Genomic DNA, 18,267 nt, shown 5'->3' with positions numbered 1-18,267 from the left:
AACACCTCTTCCCATTCCGAACAGAGAAGTTAAGCCCTCCAGCGCCGATGGTACTGGGGTCATACCCGGGAGAGTAGGTCGCCGCCACGTAAGAAATAACCCCTTCTGTTATGGAAGGGGTTTTTTGTTTATGTGGGGGTAGGGTGAAGTAAAGCAAAAGGCAGTGGTGTTTGATTTGCTTTGCTTGGGGCATTGAGGCAAGCGCCTCAACTGCCTGAACTTTGATATGGCAAACTACGTTTGCGTTTCGGATGAAAAGGGCAACCCCTTTGTCTTGCTTTACAATGGTAGGCTTTTTTACCAGGAGGGTAACCAAAATAAATTACCATCAGCATCGATGGATTAAAGAAGTATTCACTTAATTGACCTGCCGATAAAATTACCACATTCAATTGAATACTGCTCTCAAAGGTTTTGCTTACCCTTTCTTTTTCTTCATTTCCTCTATTTTGGCTTTTAACTCAGCGATTTCTTCATCTTTGACCTTGAGCGCTTGACGAGCTAACTTATCGTCTTGACGCAACTGGTGAATCACCCGGCGCAGCTCGTCGCGCTGTCTTTCCAGTTCAGCCACTTTTACTCGCAGGGTTTGCATTTCTTGCTGTGCTTCCTGAAGCTGATTTTTTAGATGTTTCTCTCTTTTATAAATGCTTTCAAGGCGTGATTCGTATTCGTTGCGCAGTCTTTCTATGACTTCTCTTTGTTCTTTTTCGCGTTTGGCGAGCGCTTCTTGTGTAGCTGCCAATTCTTCCATGTTTTGACGCATTTCTTCTTCTTGTGCCCGCATTTGCTGTGCTGTTTCTTGTGCTTCCTTGAGCAGCTTGCGGGTCTGCTCTGCTATTTGCACGGAAGCAATGGACATGGCTACTGTTTCTGCTACTTCTTCGACAAATGCTATTTCATGTGCTTGAAACTCGCGGAAAGAGGCTAATTCCAGCACACCAAAGACAGCTTGTTCTGTTTTTAAAGGTACTGCTAACAGCATCTTAGGATTGCTTTCGCCTAATCCAGAGCTTATTTGAAGGTAACCTTCGGGGAGGTCGCGCAAAATCACTTTGTCCTTTTCGTACACTACTTGTCCTATGATGCCTTCTTCTATCTCAAAGTGCACGTCATCGAAGCGGCGACGGTCATAAGCATAACAAGCAGCCATGCGTATGTGACGGCGCCCGGTTGTTTCTTCTTCTACAACATAGAAAGCACCGTGTACAATGTCTAAATAGCGTATGAGCTCGTAAACAACACGATAACCGAACTCCTCTATTTCTTTAAACTCCATGCGAGACAACTCGTTGAAGATGGCAATGCCTCGATTGTGCCATTCTCTTAGCTTTGCTTCTTCATCGATACGCTTGAGGTTATCTCGCATTTCTAGCAGTGCTTTGCCCAGAAGGTCTTTTTCGCTGCGTGCCTCAAAGTGAATATCAAATTGATAGTGACCTATTTTATCAGCAAACTCGGCGGTCTTGTGCAGATTACTACTCAAAGTATTGATACTTTGAGCGAGTTGCCCTACTTCGTCTTTTTGCTTGATACGCAAGTGAATGTTTACGTCCCCTTGTGCCAATCGCTCGGCTGCTTCTGCTATGCGGCGTATAGGGTTGATAAGGGTATTTTTAAACTGTATGTAAGTGATAATAAAAAGCCCTACGTAAATGAGAAAGGCAATAATTAAGTTTTGAGTAGTACGGCTTTTGGTATCATAATAGCTTGCTGCCAAAATGTCGCTTAGTTCGGCACTTTGCTTTAATAGGTTAAAGCTGTTGTCGCGTATATACACGATGGCTGCTTGCCGCTCGCGGTTGGGTACTTTGCGTATGCTATATTCTATTATACCAAGCTCATTGTAGGAGCTGTCTATAGCAGGAACAGTAGCTTCTTGCGTAATGAGAACATCGATTTGCTTTTTGTAGTTGTTCCACAAGATTTCTACTTCCGATAGTTTGTTTTGAGCTTCTCCCTTTATAGGGGGCACTTTCAGACGTTTTTGAGTAATATATACCTCGCCTCCGTATTTGAGAATATCGAGACGATTCTGAAAAGCAATGGTTTCTTGTTCCAACTTTTTATTAAGTTGCGTTTCGCCTGCGGCTACCTTTTCTGTCCAATAAACCATTTGTTGCACACTTAACTCATTGCGTCGTGCTATTTCTGTCCATGTATGATGGCGGGCAAGCTGGTTGGTTGAATAGAACACCAGCAGGTAGCTGGCTAAGGTGAGCAGCACCAAGGCGATAAGCAGCAGAGTGGCTTTGCTCTGAATCGAATTGACGTTGAAGGAAGGCAAGATGCTGCGCTTAACATAAACCGGGCTATGCTGTTGCTTCATTGCGTGCGATGGTTTCATTGCGGGTCTATGAGCAAGTTAATCATTTTGTTGAAATTTTAAAGCTGTTCCATTTGAAATGAACGCTCTGCTTTTTGTGCCGGAATGTACGAAAGCAGGGTAGTAAGCAGAATCATGCAGAGGCTGACGATGCAGGCGTCTTGCCAAGCCAAGCGTACCGGGTAGGCTTCGACTATGCTGCTGACAACGCCCATTTTGATGAATCCATAGTGTTCTTGTAGCCACACAATGAGGGTGCCGGTTACGACCCCTCCAATTGCCCCACTAAACCCAATCATCATGCCTTGCAAAAGAAAGATGCGACGGATAAGCCCTCTACTGGCACCCATACTGCATAAAATGCTGATGTCTTTATTTTTTTCTATGACTACCATAGAAAGGGTATAGAAGATGTTGAGAGCGGCAATAAGCATGATTACGCCCAGTGCCAAGCCGGCGAATAACTTTTCGGTGTGGATGGCTCGAAGGATGTCAGCTTGTTGTTCTTCTCGGTTGAGCACCAGAAACTTTTCGCCCAGCAGTTCTTTTAATTGCCTTTGCAATAAAACTTCTTTGCCCGGTTGCGCTTTGATTTCGAGTGCTGAGCGCTCGTCTTCATACTGCATAAGGGCTTGCGCAAAAGGCAAAGGCACCAATATATAGCGGGCATCTTGCTCAAACTCTACTTCAAAGATGCCTCCTGCTTGAATAAGCCCCTTTTTTAAATCTTTTTCGCTAAGGGTTATTTTGCCTTTACGGTTCGGGTACCATATTTCCAAGGGGGTGATATCGCCCCAAGCGTAGCTTAGGGTGCGGTACACGCCATAGCCTATGATGGCAAAAAAGTAGTCTTCTTCTTGTAATACGAAGCGCCCAGCAAGCATGTGTTTGGGATAGTCGCTTACTTCGCCGTAATTGGGGCTTACGCCTTTGATGCGGGCAACGGTTTGCTTTTCTTGATAACGGACTACGGCTTCGTCTTCAATTACTTCGCTATATGCAGCTATGGCATCGATGGCATCGAGCTGGTGGCGCAGGCTGTCGTTAAGGATAAAGGTTTTACCTTGAGCAGGTAATATTTTCAAGTCAGGGTTGAACTTGCTGAACTGCTGGCGCAGTAAGTCTTCCAATCCGTTAAATACTGACAACACCAGCAGCATAGCCATAGTGCTAACAGCTACCCCCAGCCAAGCGAGGGTGGTCATGCGGTGGATGAATTTTTGTCGTTTGCGCGACCGGAAGTAACGCCGGGCGATGAACCAAGCAGTAGCATCTATCTTCATTCGCTTTCTATGATTTGTTTTAACTCATGAAGCTTCATGAGGGCTTCGAGTGGGGTAAGTGTGTTGAGGTCGAGGCTGCCAAGAAACTGCTTTATTTTTTCCCATTGCGGGTCGTGGGTTTGAAATATTTGCAGCTGCATGGCAGGGCTTGCAGCTGCCAGTCTTTTGGACTGCTTGCGACGGTGCATCTTCTCCTCTTCGAGCAGGCTAAGTACTTCTTCGGCGCGCTGCACAATGCTCGGCGGCATGCCTGCCATTTTGGCGACATGAATGCCAAAGCTGTGTTCACTACCTCCAGCTTGTAGCTTGCGCAAAAATATCACTTTGTCTTTCAGCTCCTTGACTGCCACATTGAAGTTTTTGACTCGCGGCAACTGCTCTGCCAATTGGTTTAGTTCGTGGTAGTGGGTGGCAAAGAGTGTCTTGGGGCGATAGGCAGGATGGTTGTGTAGATACTCTACGATGCTCCATGCAATGGAAATGCCGTCGTAGGTGCTGGTGCCTCTGCCGATTTCATCCATAAGGATGAGCGAGCGGTCGCTTAGGTTGTTCATGATAGAGGCGGTCTCGGTCATTTCTACCATAAAAGTAGATTCACCTTTGGCTAAATTGTCGGAAGCGCCTACGCGGGTAAAGACCTTGTCCACCACGCCGATGCTTGCATGGGTGGCAGGCACAAAACAGCCCATTTGTGCCATCAATACAATCAAGGCAGTTTGGCGCAAGAGTGCCGACTTACCCGCCATATTGGGACCGGTGATAATGAGTATTTGTTGTGTGTCGCGGTCTAAATGCACGTCGTTAGGCACATAGTGCTCGTCTACGGGCAATGAACGTTCAATGACGGGGTGGCGTCCTTCTCGTATGTCGATGACTTGGCTTTCGTTCACTTCGGGGCAGCAGTAGTCATAGAGCTGTGCAATGTAAGCAAAGTTGGTAAGTACGTCGAGGTGGGCAAGTGCTTGTGCTGTTTGTTGTATGCGTCCGATGAATGGCAAGCACTGCTCCACCAGTTGGCGATAGAGTTGCGTTTCCAGCTCGAGAATCTGCTCTTCGGCGTGCAGTATTTTGTCTTCATAGACTTTAAGCTCTTCGGTAATGTAACGCTCGGCATTGGTGAGTGTTTGTTTGCGAATCCAGTCGCCGGGCACTTTGTTTTTGTGGGCATTGGTTACTTCCAGATAGTAACCAAACACTTTGTTGAAGCCTATTTTGAGGGAAGGGATTTGAGTGCGTATAATCTCGCGTTGCAGTATTTTGTCCAAATAATCTTTTCCGTTGTTCATCAGATTGCGCAGCTCGTCGAGCTCGGGATGGATGCCTTCGGCAATGACACCGCCTTGAGTGCTGCTGACCGGCGGGTTTTCTACCAGATTTTTAAGTATAAGCCCGGCTATGTCTTGGCATTCATCCAGCTGCTCCCATATATCTTGCAATAGGCGGTATTGTTGTTCATGGTCTTCTGCCAATAGGACTGCCAGCTCTTCCTTGATAGGAGGTATTTGTTGCAAAGCCTTTGCCATGGTGCGCAGTTCGCGCGGATTGATGCGCCCGGTAGCCAATTTGGAAACCAGTCGCTCTAAGTCGCCAATGGGCTTCATATGAGCACGGAGGCTTTCCATCAGGCTGCGGCTGCTATGCAAGGCTTTGACTGCCCAAAGACGCGCACGGATGACTTCCGGCAATTTGAGTGGAAAGGCAATCCATTTGCGCAGCAGACGCCCACCCATGGGGGTTACGGTTTCGTCGAGTATGTCAATGAGTGCTACGCCGTTTTCTTGTTGGGGGCGCAATAGTTCAAGGTTGCGTATAGTGAAGCGGTCGAGCCAAACATACTGCTCGGCTTCGATGCGTGCCAAGTGGCGTATGTGGGTAACATGGTGGTGTTCTGTGATAGTGAGATAGTGCAAGATGGCACCGGCAGCAGTGATGCCCAAAGGCAGGTGGTCGATGCCAAACCCTTTGAGTGTGCGCACGTCGAAGTGGCGGCAGAGGGCATCTTGGGCAAAATCGATGCTAAACACCCAGTCGTCGAGATACTCCACGTTCCACTCGGTGCCAAACAAAAGGGGAAATTCTTTTTTTAGGGGTTGAGGAAAAATTATTTCAGCAGGGGCAAAGCTTTGCAGTAGCTTTTCCACATAGGCAAGGCTGCCTTGTCCACACATAAATTCACCGGTCGATATGTCGAGGAAAGCTATGCCCAGCTGTTCGCCTTCTTTGCAGATGGCGCAGAGGTAGTTGTTTTTTTTGGTTTCCAGTACTTGGTCGTTCAGCGAAAGCCCTGGAGTGAGCAGTTCGGTTACGCCCCGCTTAACAATACCCTTTGCTTCTTTGGGGTCTTCGAGTTGGTCACAAACGGCAACACGTTTGCCTGCTTTGATAAGCTTGGGCAAGTAGTTGTCGAGGGCATGGTATGGAAAGCCTGCCAGTTCTACTTCCGCAGCGGCACCGTTGGCGCGCTTAGTGAGGGTAATGCCCAAAATGCGACTGGCTTGAATGGCATCTTCTCCGAAGGTTTCGTAGAAGTCGCCTACGCGAAACAACAATATGGTATTCGGATATTTCTTTTTGATTGCATAATATTGCCGCATCAAGGGTGTTTCCTTGGTTTTGCTTGTTGCCATAACGCTTTTTTCGATTCCTTCTCTTTGAGACTTTTGACACTACCAACAAAGTTACGTCTTTTTATACTTTTCAATTCGGCACAGAACCATGCGCAAGTTGCAACTTGAAGAACTCGGACGAGTAGATGTAGATACTTTCAAAAGCAAGCCTAAACACCCGGTGGTGTTGGTGCTTGACAACCTGCGCAGTGCGCACAATGTGGGAGCGGCTTTCCGCACTGGTGATGCCTTCGCCTTAGAAGCCTTGTATTTATGTGGCATCACCCCCCAGCCGCCGCACAAAGAAATTCATAAGTCGGCATTGGGAGCCACTGAATCGGTGGAGTGGTACTACTTTGAACAAACAACCGAAGCACTGAAGCACCTCAAAGAACGGGGCTATCGCATCGTGGGAGTAGAACAAACCGACACACCCACCTATTTGCAGGATTTTCGTCCTTTGAAAGCCGAAAAGTATGCATTTGTATTTGGAAATGAGGTCTATGGCTTGTCCGATGAAGTACTTCCTTTTTTGGATATGGCACTGGAGATTCCACAGTTTGGCACCAAACACTCTCTGAACGTATCGGTTACTATAGGCATTGTTTGTTGGCATTATTGGCAGCAGGTATTTGGCTCAAAGATGCCCTAAGTGGAGAACATAGGCATAGTTGTCCAGCAGATACACTTCGCATACGAGGTAATGTTGGTTCCGGTAAAGCCAAGCCTCATGGAAATAGTGTTGCGCAGCTGCTTCTACACCACAATACTGTGAACCTATCTGTGCAACTTTCAAATACACTTCATAGTATTTTCACTGCCTACCCCATATCGCTTCAATGGCATAAGTGAAATACGCCTCTGGTGCCTTGTGCAGATATTCGTTCCATTTTCACAAAAATACATTTGGTTACTTGTTGGCTGATGCTGTTGCCGCTAACAGAAGTAGCCTCTTTGTTTTCGCCATTGATTGGTCTGATAGGCTTGGCGCATGGCTTGCCAGTCTATGCTTCAGTATGCTGGAAAACATCGCTCTTCTGATGCAGCGGCAGCTTGTTTTTACATACAGAGGCACTTTTTCGTAAGGTATTCAGCAATGTTCTACTGCACACCCGCCGTAGCCTATCTTTCGCTGAAGCATGGTGAGAAGGTAGGGCACCGGCAGCCATTTGAGTAGAGAATATACGAGTTTACCAAAAAAATTACACACACAGAATCTTCTTACTTCTTTGTAGAGTCTGTTTTGTGCCTTGACAATGGTTTGGGAGCTAAGGGAGTCTGCAATATATCATTTGGAAAGTTGTTGTTACTTCCCAATGTGCTTTATGCATTTGGTTTTCAGTGGCTTGTACATATAGCTGCACTTTATGAATGAAAACTACATTCTTGAAAAAAATCTTATGCCGGAGGTGGTACTATTGAAACTAAAAAAACTTTTGAAACCTAAAAAGTTTTTTTAGTTTTGCGCATAACAATTGAAACCGAAAGCTTGTTATTTGTGCATGGAAGAAGCAAAGGAAAGAGTGATACAAAAAGCTGATGAGTTGTTTCGCATGTATGGTTTACGCAGTGTGACCATGGATGACTTGGCGCGGGCTTTGGCTATGTCAAAGCGTACCTTGTATCAGTTGTTCGAGGATAAGCGCGAACTGGTCAAGCAAGCCATCAGCTATAAGATGAAGGAAAACCACTGTATAGTGAAAGATGCACGCGAAAAGGCTCAAAATGCTATAGAGGAGCTTATATTGATTTTTCAGCATTTTCGCACGGTGATTACTGCCTTGAAGCCCACTTTCCTTTACGAGCTGGGGCGCTACTTCCCCGAGGCTTGGCAATTCTTCCATGAGTACAAAAATGAAGTGATTCGCAAGCAGGTAGAAGAAAACTTGAACCGGGGGGTAGCAGAAGGCATTTACCGAGCTGACTTACGCATTGATATACTCGCTGCCATGCGCGTGGAGCAGGTCTTTACAGTTTTCAATCCGCATGTATTTCCCCCCGAAAAATTCCACTTTGTGGAGGTGCAGGAAGAGTTGCTCAAGCACTTTATTTACGGCGTACTTTCTGAGAAAGGACTACAACTTGTCAAAAAATACGAAGAAGAAGGAAAATTATGGTTAAACAAATGAGAAAATACCTCACTTGGGTGCTGCTTTGCTGCACCCCTTGGATGAGCCGGGCACAGGAAGAACAGCCCGAGCAGCAGCCTGTGATGATGAGTCTGCAGGAATGCATTGAATATGCGTGGGAGCAAAACACCACCATGCGCAAAGCCCAATACGATGTAGAGCAAGCCAAGGCACGTGTGCGTGAAACGGTAGGGATTGGCTTGCCCCAAATCAACGGACAAGTGCAGTTTGTGGATAACTTGAACGTACAGCCTTCTTTTGTGCCTGCCGTATTTTTTGGTGGCGAACCCGGCACTTTTGTACCCGTTGCTTTTCAGCCCAAGTACAACAGCAATGCTTCGATTACAGCTGTTCAGTTGATATTCAACGGCTCTTATTTTGTAGGGTTGGAGGCATCTCGTGCCTATAAAGACTTTTCTGTGCGCCAGTTGGAAGTAAGCAAAGTGGAGGTAGCACAACAGGTATCCAAGGCATATTTGAATGTGCTTATCAACGAAGAGCGTTTGGGGCTGTTGCAATCCAACTTGCAACGCCTCGATTCGCTGCTTATTCAAACTAAAGCGCTCAATGAAGCTGGTTTTGTCGAAAAAATCGACGCTTTCCGGGTAGAGGTGGCACGCAACAACCTGCGTGCCGAATATGAAAAGGTTAGCCGCTTAGTGAATTTAGGCTATGTATTTTTGAAGTTTCAGATGGGCATGCCTGTAGAACAAGAGTTGAAACTGTCGCAAACACTTGCTGACTTTCAGCTGAGCACAGTAACCGAAGAAACACTGCAAGCCGCAGCATCGGTAGAAAAACGTCCGGAATACAGACTGATAGAACAAGCCATTCATTTGCAGGAGCTCAACAAGAAGAATGTATTTTCCGGTTACCTGCCTGCGCTTAGTGCCTTTGCTACTATAGGTGCCAACTTTGCCGGACAAAATCTGGACAAATACACTGACTTCGAAAACCGCTGGTTTGACTACTCTTTGATAGGCTTGCGTTTGGATGTTCCTATTTTCGATGGCTTGCAGAGGAAATATAAAATACAGCAAAACAAAATGGAAATTGCCAAGTTGGAAGAAGACAAGCGCCAGCTGACACAAGCCATCAAGATGGAGGTCATGCAGGCACAAGTGAACTTCCGGAATGCCATGAGTTCGCTCGAAGCGCAAAAACGAAATCTTGAGCTTGCCAAAGAAGTTGCCCGTATTGCTGCCGTCAAATACCAAGAGGGTGTGGGTACTAATTTGGAAGTAATCGATGCAGAAACAGCATTCAAAGAAGCAGAAACAAACTATTACAACGCTCTGTATGAGGCATGGAGTGCCAAAATAGACTTAGACAAAGCCTTAGGCGCATTGGTTCAAGAATAAAAAGCAAGACTCACCCTTCAAAAAAGTATATCCATATGAAACGAATTTTGATAGCCATAAGCATCGCCGCTTTTATACTTGCCTGCGGTGCTGAAAAAAATGACTTAGCCGCTAAAAGAGAACAGTTGATTCAGAAAAAGAAAGCATTGGCTAAGCTCGAAGCTGAGGTCAAAGCCTTGGAAAAGGAGATAGCTGCCTTAGACCCGGCATTTAAAGAAGACTTGGATGACCGCACCTTGATTACTACCCTTCCAGTAACTCGCACTACTTTTGCACACTACGTAGAAGCTCGAGGCATCATAGAGGCTGAAAAAAATGTACTAATTACCCCTCAAACTGTGGGTAAAATCGTTAAAATATACGTGAAAGAAGGTCAGGTGGTAACCCCTGGGCAAGTGATTGCCCGCCAAGATGTGGACGTAATTTTGAAAAACATTGAGCAGTTAAAAACACAACTGGAATTAGCCACCACTCTTTTCGAAAAACAAAAGCGCTTGTGGGAGCAAAACATTGGTACCGAAGTGCAGTATTTACAGGCAAAAACCAACAAAGAAGCTTTGGAGCGTCAATTGGCAGCTTTGCAGGCACAAGCCGACTTGGCAGTCATTCGTGCTCCCTTTGGTGGAGTGATTGACAAGGTGTTTGCCAAAGAGGGCGAAGTGGCGGCACTAACAACGCCCATTGCACGTCTGGTAAGTCTGAACGAAATAAAAGTGGTAGCTGAGCTGTCAGAAGCTCACTTAAATCGAGTGAAAGTAGGGGATGAGGTGTTGGTAGAGGTGCCCGCACTGCAAGAAACGCAAACATCACGCATCACATATGTGGGGCAAGTCATTGACCCCACCAACCGCACTTTCCGCATAGAGGTGGCTTTGCGCAATCCTAACGGCAAGATGAAGCCCGAAATGATAGTGCTTGTAAAACTAAAGGACAGCGAAGTGCCCGATGCTGTCGTCATACCGGTAAGTCTCGTGCAGGAAGATGCTGCTGGTAAGTTTGTGTATATCGTAGATACCACCACGAATACCGTGCAGCGTCGAAACATAGAAATAGGTAGGGTATATGACGGAAAAGCCCAAGTATTAAAGGGCTTGGAAGGAAACGAATTGCTGGTGAATGAAGGATTCCGCTTTGTATCGGAAGGTAAGAAAGTAAAAATCACTCAATCGTAAGAGCCATGAGCAGCAACAAGCAAAATATAAACGAGCAAAAGCCGCACATCAAGAAAGAGTTCGGCTTGACCAACTTGGCGGTGGGCAACACAACCAGTGTGCTTATTCTCACGGTGCTGATTGTGCTCTTTGGGGTGATGTCTTATGTGCAGATGCCCAAAGAGACCTTCCCGGAGATTGTCATTCCTACCATATATGTAGGTACCCCCTACCCGGGCAACTCGCCTATCGACATGGAAAATTTGGTAACCCGCCCCATAGAAAAGGAAATTAAGTCCATATCTGGGATAAAGAACATCAAGTCCACTTCCATCCAAGACTACTCTACCATCATTGTGGAATTCAACCCCGATGTAGAAGTAGAAAAAGCCTTGCAGGACGTAAAAGATGCAGTGGACAGAGCGGAGCTGCCCAACGACTTGCCTTCCGACCCCAATGTGTTCGACATCAATCTTTCAGAAATCCCCATTATGTTTATCAACATATCGGGCAACTATGATTTGGAAACTTTGAAAAAGTATGCCGAATATCTGCAAGACGAAATTGAAAAGCTGCCCGAAATATCGGAAGCTCCTATACGGGGTGCGCTCGAGCGCGAGGTGAAGATAGAAGTGGACCCTTTCAAGATGGAAGCCCGTCGAGTGTCTTTTATGGATGTTGAAAATGCCATCAAGCAAGAAAATATCACTCTTTCGGGTGGCAACATCAAAGAAGGGGATTTTCGGCGTACTATCCGCATTGATGGAGAATTTAAAAACCGAGAGCAGATAGAAAATATAGTGGTGAAGCAAGAGCGCGGCGAAGTGGTCTATCTCAAAGACATTGCCGACGTCTTTGTGGAAAACAGCTATAAAGAGCGCGAGAGCTATGCCCGCTCATCGGGCTTGCCTGTGGTAACCATCAATGTGGTGAAGCGCAGTGGCGAAAACCTGATTGATGCAGCCGACAAAATCAAACAAATCATAGAAGACGCTAAGAAGAAAAAGTTTCCTGAAGACCTAAATATAACTATCACTAATGACCAATCAAAGCGGACACGCTCGCAATTGGCTAACCTGGAAAACAGCATCATTTCGGGGGTGATTTTGGTAGTGCTTGTGTTGCTCTTCTTCTTGGGCTTGCGCAATGCTTTGTTTGTAGGGATTGCCATTCCCCTGTCTATGTTCATGTCGTTCATGATACTGGATGCCGCTGGTGTAACCCTCAACTTGATGGTGTTGTTCTCGCTCATCTTAGCATTGGGCATGCTTGTTGACAACGGTATTGTGATTATTGAAAATATCTACCGGCAGTTGGAAGAAGGGAAACCTATTTTGCAGGCAGTCAAAGAAGGGGTTGGCGAAGTGGCAGTGCCTATCATTGCTTCCACCGCAACTACTGTAGTGGCTTTTGTGCCTTTGGCATTTTGGAGCGGCATCATCGGTGAGTTCATGAAATACCTGCCTATCACCTTGATTATTACGCTTTCGTCTTCGCTTTTTGTGGCACTTGTTGTCAACCCGGCTTTTGCAGTGTTATTCATGCGCAAAGATGACGCCGACGGAAAAGCCTCACGCAACCCCAAAACCATTAAAGTGGGCATAGCCCTTACGTTGATAGGGATTGCCTTCTTCGGTTTGAAGTTTGCGGGTGCTTTAAGCACTTTCACGCTGCCCAACCTATTCGTAACAGCAGGCTTGCTGACTCTGCTCTATCAGTATGCACTTATTCCGGCAACGCATTGGTTCCAAGATACCTTGTTGCCCAAGATTGAAGCGGTGTATTCGCGTTTTGTGCGTTTTGCCCTTCAAGGACGCAATCCTTACTACTTCCTTGGTGGAACTTTTTTGCTGCTTATCTTTTCTATTATGTTGTTGGGCATCAGCGCCCCCAAAGTCAACTTTTTCCCTGTCAATGAGCCGGAATACATCAATGTGTTTATAGAAAAACCCATCGGTACCGACATAGAGGCTACCAACCGTCAGGTAGAGCAGATAGAAAAAGACCTGATGCAGTTGCTCAAGCCTTATGATTTCATGGTGGAGTCGTTCATCGCACAGGTGGGCGCTGGCACCGGTGAAGACGGCTTTGCCAGTCAAGGGGGCAACACACCACACAAAGGCAAAATCACCGTTGGCTTTGTGGAATATGAGTTGCGTAACGGAGTCTCTACTGCCAAGTTGATGGAAGACGTGCGGCGTGCGTTGAACAAATATCCCGGAGTGATTATTACCGTGGAAAAGAACCGCAATGGACCGCCTGTTGGTAAGCCTATCAACATAGAGGTGGCAGGTGAAGACTACGACAAACTCATTGCCATCTCGCAACAAGTCATCAACCGCATTGAAGCGGCTGGTATCCCCGGCATCGAAGAGCTAAAAACCGACCTTGAAATTGGCAAGCCAGAGTTGGTTGTGGAAATAGACCGCGAAAAAGCCCGCCGCTTTGGGATATCTACCTACTCTATTGCCAATGAGATACGTACTGCCCTGTTTGGCAAAGAGGTATCTAAGTTCAAAGAAGGCGAAGACGAATATCCGATTTATGTGCGTTTGAAGGAAGAGTACCGACACAAGCTTGATGTTTTGCTGAACAAAAACATCACTTTCCGCAACAACACTGGACAAATACAGCAGGTACCCATCTCGGCGGTCGCCGATGTGCGCTATTCTTCTACTTACGGTTCGGTAAAACGCAAAGACCTCGACCGTGTCATCAGCATTTATTCCAATGTGAAGGAAGGCTATAATGCCAACGAAATAGTGCAGCAAATCAAAAATGAATTGAAAGATTTACAACTGCCCGAAGGCTATTCCGTGAAATTTACCGGTGAGCAAGAAGAGCAGCAAAAGTCTATGCAGTTCTTGCTAAAGGCATTACTCATTGCCGTGTTTGCCATCTTCTTGATTATCGTTACGCAGTTCAACTCTGTTTCGGCGCCTTTCATCATCATGACTTCGGTCTTGTTTAGCACCATTGGTGTATTTTTGGGCTTGGTAGCCTTCCAGATGGATTTCATCGTGATTATGACCGGTATTGGCATCATCTCTTTGGCAGGGGTGGTAGTAAACAATGCCATTGTGTTGATTGACTACACTAACCTGACGCGCAAGCGCCGCAAGGCAGAGCTGGGGCTTGCCGACAGCGACTTCCTATCGCGTGAAGAGTTAATAGAAGTCGTTGCCAAAGCTGGACAAACCCGCTTGCGTCCGGTATTGTTGACTGCTATCACCACCATTTTGGGCTTGGTTCCTCTTGCCATAGGTTTGAACATAGACTTCTTTGGTTTATTTGCCCGCTTCGAGCCTAATATTTATTACGGAGGCAATAACGCCAACTTCTGGGGACCGATGGCATGGACCGTTATTTTCGGACTCACCTTTGCTACTTTCCTGACACTGGTGATTGTGCCGGTAATGTATATGATTGCAGACCGTATGAAAATGGGCTTGCGCAAGTCCAACGCTGGTGAAGCATTAGAAGAGAAGAAAGAAGCAATCTCTGTATAAACCACATACCTCCTCCTTTTTAAAGGTATGAGAAAAAAGGCACGAGCATTGCTTGTGCCTTTTTTGCTTTTTAGTGAAGTTAATGAATAAAGTGCTTTTACATTCCGGACAATAACTTTTGTTTTAAGTATTCAAACTCTTCAAAGTTGATGGTGCCTTTTTCATACATTTGCTCTAAGTCTTTTAGCTGTTGAGCCACGAGCAAAGGTTGTATATCCCTGGCTCGCTTTAGTCGCGCGGCTATATTCTGCTTGTACTTGTCGGGGCTTCCAGATATATAATCATCGTTGCTGTTATAACGAAGGTCAAATTGCTTTTCGCTCATCGTCAGAAAAACAATGGCATCTATGATAGCACCAATGCCAAAAAGTCCACAAGTCATAAGGTAAAGCACGCCCCATAAGGGTTGATTTAAGTAAAATCTGTGAGCACCGAAATTTCCTGCAAAAAAAGCCAAGGCGGCAGCTATGTATTTGTTCTTCTTTTCCATGACCAAGAAGCTTGATTTCTGTTCTCTTTTAGTAGTAGTTTTTACAACAAAAAGTTAGCAGCTTTTACCCTTTTTTAGTTCAAAGAAATGTGAATTAGTTTGGCTGTATTGCCGTAGGTGGCAACTATGTCAATCATTTCGCCACTGGATAAGCCACAAGCCGCCTGTACTTTTTCAATGTTGTTCACTATGAAATTGCCTTGGTGGTCTAATAGGTAAGCAATGGCAATACTGGGTTCCACTACCAAGAAATAATCGCGGTTGCGGTGTCGTATGGCTTGTACATCCATGTCATCAGTTGCAGAAAAACGTTGCTCCCACAGTAGCTTTCCTTCGGGCGAGTAGATGCTTAGCTCGTTGAGGTGCTGTTTTACAATCCAAAAGCCAAATTCGTTGCTTATGATTTTAAAAATAGAACCCTCTTTGCGTGGCAGTTGCACCTTATTTATCATCTTGCCCTCGGTATTCAGGACACAAAGCAGCCCTTTTTCACCAATGATATAAATCAAACCTTGCTGTGCATCTACCTGATAGGCAACGGGGGGCTCGGGCAGAGCCACCGGAAAGCCGGGGTACGTTTCACCACGACGGTTGAGCAACAAGCAGCCCTTCTCGCGTAGCAATACAATAAAGTAGTCTTTGCTTTTGTGCTGGAAGTGCTGTACTGCCTGTATGAGGTGCCCCCCGGTACGTTTGGGGTTCCACCCTTGCAATAGCTTGCCTTCTTTGTCAAGTAGTAATATTTCGCCCCTGGTGTTGCCCACTACCCAACGGTAGTTGTTTGAACCGTCGTAGCTGGCAACGCTCAACTGTGCTAACTGCGATTGCAGAGGCAGAGGAAGAGGGTAACCTTTTATCGGATGCCCTAAGCGGTCATATAGTGCTAAATGCTGTTCACATCCAATGAGGTACTGATACTTGCCGTTATTGAAATAATCTACCTCAATGGCGGGTGTCACTGCAGTGCTTGGTAGGCTTTTTTTCCAACGGAGCTTACCTTCATTCGACAGCAAAATTGCTTCGTGAAGGTCTGTAGTCAGCAGAATATCTTTGGTTTTGCTTGTGTGGTTGGTTACCCTTTGCACACTTACAAGATTGCCCTCGTCAAGCTCAACTGCCCATGCTTGTTGTATCTGGGGGCTACGGGTGCTGGAATCAAGGGTATCGGTGGCAGAGGAAGCGCTCAGGGCTTGCCCCAACTGAATGAATATTTTACTTTCCGAAGGCGTCATGTTCAACTCAAGACCCCGCAATGAGGGCAGTGGCAGCTGCGTCATCAAACTTTGGTAGGGGGCATCGGGCAATTGTATGAAGCAGATGTCTTGTTCGCTGGGTAACGAGCGCAAATACTGCATAATTTGCACGTTTTTTCCCCAAGTGCGCTCTTGCCGGTAATAATGGATTGCCTCTTCTATCAAATTGGCACTGGGCGACACCAATAGCGAACGTCCTTCATCTAACAATACCCCCCAGTAAATACTCAAATCGGGAAACTGCCGGGGCAGGTGTGCCTGCAGGATCGCGCGCATACTGTCGCGTATAGCAAAAACTACATCGTGCAAAAAAGGCTCGTGCTTCATACGCCGGCAGTGCTCTTCAAGGGTTCCTTGGTTTTGAACCGTTAAAAAAGCAATAGAGCGGCTTTTTTGCAGGCTGTCGGTAAAATAACTCATTTCGTCGCCTATCCACGGCAGCGGGGGAGCATTGGGGATGGCAGCCGGGTTACCGTAGCCCGGAATAGTACTTATCTTGTAAATGTTGCTAAGAAAGTCAGGAATCAGGTGTGCTTGCCGGAAGGTGGCAGGGCTCACGTGGCGCCAGCGGTTCAGGTCATGAACGGCATAACTTGGCGTAAGAAAATTGCCGCTGAGCCACCAACCTTCATTGCTGGGGGTTAGCTGTGCATAAATGAGTGTGTTGGCAGCAGGCGGCTTATGAAATAGATGTCGGATGCCTCTTTGAAAACGTTCAATAAGGTGGAAGCGGAAAAAAACACTGATGGCTTTTGTATGGCTTTCGGGGTGAAAAATGCGCTGCAGTCGCTCCAGATGTTGCCAGTAGTTGTAGCGGAGTGTGTATTCCATGTAGTCGGCGGTGAAGCTGATGAGCAGATAGTCTTTTTCTACGCAGAAGCTAATGTAACGTTTGCTGCTACGCTCTTGAAGGCGCAACAAAGAGCGTCTTTCCAGCTGATACTTTTCGCTAATAAAGTCGGAGGCAAATAGCGATTCAAGCTTGGGTAGGATATCGGTGCGTTCTTTGCCGCGCAAAGGAATACACAACACCCCCTTGCTTTGACTCGGGTTTTGAAAATCAACAATCAACCATGCTGTACGTCCGGTATCACTTTGAAGCAGCAGACGCAACAGCGTCCATGCCTTTTCAGGCGTTTGGCTGTTGAGTATATGATGGGCATAAGGGCTGTTTTCTATGTAGTTTAGGAGCAGCGCGGTGGTAGGAAAGTAAAAAAGCATTTCCTCTTGGTAGGGAATACTTTTTTCAGTGGAATAACGGTAGCGTTGCGGATAAACCCACAAAAAATAATAACTCAACCATATGGCAAGAATAAGAAGTACCGTTATACTGACTTTGCGCCAACTCATGTTCGGTAGTCTGTTATGTTGCAAGCGATTCAAAGATAATTTAAAATATCGTACACTATATAACCAATGATTTCATGGATAAACAGCCCCCATAGGGCAATACTTTGCTCACTGGGAGCTACCCACAACAACCAATGTGTTTGCTTGGGCACAGCGTAAAAATCCACGGGAAAGGGTTCCGCTTTGATGCCTACCTGCCGGAAACAGCCCAGTGCACGCCGCATGTGAAAAGCCGAAGTGATAAGTAGATACTTGCCACCGGGAAAATGCTGTTGTAAAATAGGGGCTGAAAAACGTGCATTCTCGACCGTATTCAAGGCGTGCGGTTCTACAAGTATGTCCTGTGGCGGCACGCCTGCTAAAAGCAATACTTGCTTGAGCTGTTCTGCTTCGGGTGTTACGTTTTTATCGTAGTTGCCGCCAGTAATCAATATTTTTTTGATGATACCCTTTTTGTAAAGAAGTAGAGCATGCAGCAGGCGGTCTGCGCCTCGTTGCATATATACCCTATCTGCTGGCTGTTGGTGTGTTTGCACAATACCCGAAAGCACGATGCCTACGTCATAAGTGTGCAAGTCATGCAGAGGGCGTGGCGGCAGTTCCCACGATTTCATGAGCTGGTTGATGATATAAGGGTTGGAAAAAAGCACCAACAGCGCGAGTAATAAAAGCATTAGGCGTTTCTTTATGGCGGGTCTTCGTACCCACACAGTGGCAGCAGTCAACAAAAGCAGCCACACAACAGGCATTGCCAGGTAATAGAGTGTTTTAGAAAGAATGAAAAACATGTCCTTTTTTTTGGAACCGGC

12 protein-coding genes and 1 rRNA gene are annotated in these 18,267 nt (G+C 46.2%); 6 read left to right on the top strand and 7 right to left on the bottom strand.

The genetic code is table 11. The annotated features are described in order from the left end of the window. Positions 1-90 (top strand): 5S ribosomal RNA (gene rrf, locus FHS56_RS10980); the annotation flags it as partial. 328 nt (positions 91-418) lie between these two features. On the opposite strand, the gene FHS56_RS10975 is transcribed toward rrf, so the two are convergent. From FHS56_RS10975 to mutS, 3 genes are read right to left on the bottom strand one after another with little or no spacing between them, the layout of a single operon-like run. Next, positions 419-2,329 carry a HAMP domain-containing protein gene (locus tag FHS56_RS10975; RefSeq protein ID WP_166920774.1) on the bottom strand — a complete coding sequence of 637 codons (1,911 nt, stop codon included), beginning with the start codon at positions 2,327-2,329 and terminating at the stop codon, positions 419-421. A gap of 56 nt (positions 2,330-2,385) precedes the next feature. After that, complete coding sequence (locus FHS56_RS10970) at positions 2,386-3,609, bottom strand: ABC transporter permease (protein ID WP_166920772.1); 1,224 nt, start codon at positions 3,607-3,609, stop codon at positions 2,386-2,388. Next, complete coding sequence (mutS, locus tag FHS56_RS10965; protein WP_166920769.1) at positions 3,606-6,236, bottom strand: DNA mismatch repair protein MutS; 2,631 nt, start codon at positions 6,234-6,236, stop codon at positions 3,606-3,608. The genes FHS56_RS10970 and mutS overlap by 4 nt, the downstream gene beginning before the upstream one ends. A gap of 88 nt (positions 6,237-6,324) precedes the next feature. Between mutS and FHS56_RS10960 the strand changes: the two genes are divergently transcribed. Then, on the top strand, positions 6,325-6,867 hold the full coding sequence (locus FHS56_RS10960; RefSeq protein ID WP_166920766.1) for an RNA methyltransferase: 543 nt from the start codon (positions 6,325-6,327) through the stop codon (positions 6,865-6,867). Here FHS56_RS10960 and FHS56_RS10955 read toward each other — a convergent pair. Continuing rightward, positions 6,853-7,011 (bottom strand): hypothetical protein, encoded by a 159-nt coding sequence (locus tag FHS56_RS10955; protein WP_166920764.1) that lies wholly within the window; start codon positions 7,009-7,011, stop codon positions 6,853-6,855. The two genes, FHS56_RS10960 and FHS56_RS10955, sit on opposite strands and share 15 nt — an antisense overlap. Positions 7,012-7,717: 706 nt before the next feature. Between FHS56_RS10955 and FHS56_RS10950 the strand changes: the two genes are divergently transcribed. From FHS56_RS10950 to FHS56_RS10935, 4 genes are read left to right on the top strand one after another with little or no spacing between them, the layout of a single operon-like run. After that, entirely contained in the window at positions 7,718-8,344 is a 627-nt protein-coding gene (locus FHS56_RS10950) for a TetR/AcrR family transcriptional regulator (RefSeq protein ID WP_166920761.1), read from the top strand. Further along, positions 8,341-9,705, top strand: a complete 1,365-nt coding sequence (locus tag FHS56_RS10945) for a TolC family protein (RefSeq protein ID WP_166920759.1) — start codon at positions 8,341-8,343, stop codon at positions 9,703-9,705. The genes FHS56_RS10950 and FHS56_RS10945 overlap by 4 nt, the downstream gene beginning before the upstream one ends. 35 nt (positions 9,706-9,740) lie before the next feature. Beyond that, positions 9,741-10,877: an efflux RND transporter periplasmic adaptor subunit gene (locus tag FHS56_RS10940; RefSeq protein ID WP_166920757.1), complete on the top strand. Its 1,137-nt coding sequence runs from the start codon at positions 9,741-9,743 to the stop codon at positions 10,875-10,877. A 5-nt stretch (positions 10,878-10,882) separates the two neighbouring features. After that, the gene (locus FHS56_RS10935; protein WP_166920755.1) at positions 10,883-14,365 is read left to right on the top strand and encodes an efflux RND transporter permease subunit; all 3,483 of its coding nucleotides are present in this window, start codon (positions 10,883-10,885) and stop codon (positions 14,363-14,365) included. A 97-nt stretch (positions 14,366-14,462) separates the two neighbouring features. On the opposite strand, the gene FHS56_RS10930 is transcribed toward FHS56_RS10935, so the two are convergent. The 3 genes from FHS56_RS10930 to FHS56_RS10920 all read right to left on the bottom strand — a co-directional run bounded on the left by FHS56_RS10930 (position 14,463) and on the right by FHS56_RS10920 (position 18,246). After that, positions 14,463-14,855, bottom strand: a complete 393-nt coding sequence (locus FHS56_RS10930) for an NINE protein (protein WP_166920752.1) — start codon at positions 14,853-14,855, stop codon at positions 14,463-14,465. Positions 14,856-14,929: 74 nt separating this feature from the next. Continuing rightward, on the bottom strand, positions 14,930-17,458 hold the full coding sequence (locus FHS56_RS10925) for a hypothetical protein (RefSeq protein ID WP_166920750.1): 2,529 nt from the start codon (positions 17,456-17,458) through the stop codon (positions 14,930-14,932). A gap of 29 nt (positions 17,459-17,487) precedes the next feature. Beyond that, entirely contained in the window at positions 17,488-18,246 is a 759-nt protein-coding gene (locus FHS56_RS10920) for a YdcF family protein (protein ID WP_166920748.1), read from the bottom strand. Between the last annotated feature and the right edge of the window lie 21 nt (positions 18,247-18,267).

Source organism: Thermonema lapsum, assembly GCF_011761635.1.
GTDB classification, from domain to species: Bacteria; Bacteroidota; Bacteroidia; order Cytophagales; family Thermonemataceae; genus Thermonema; species Thermonema lapsum.
Note: the sequence above shows the minus strand (reverse complement) of the source record. Positions and strands in the feature narration are given on the sequence as shown.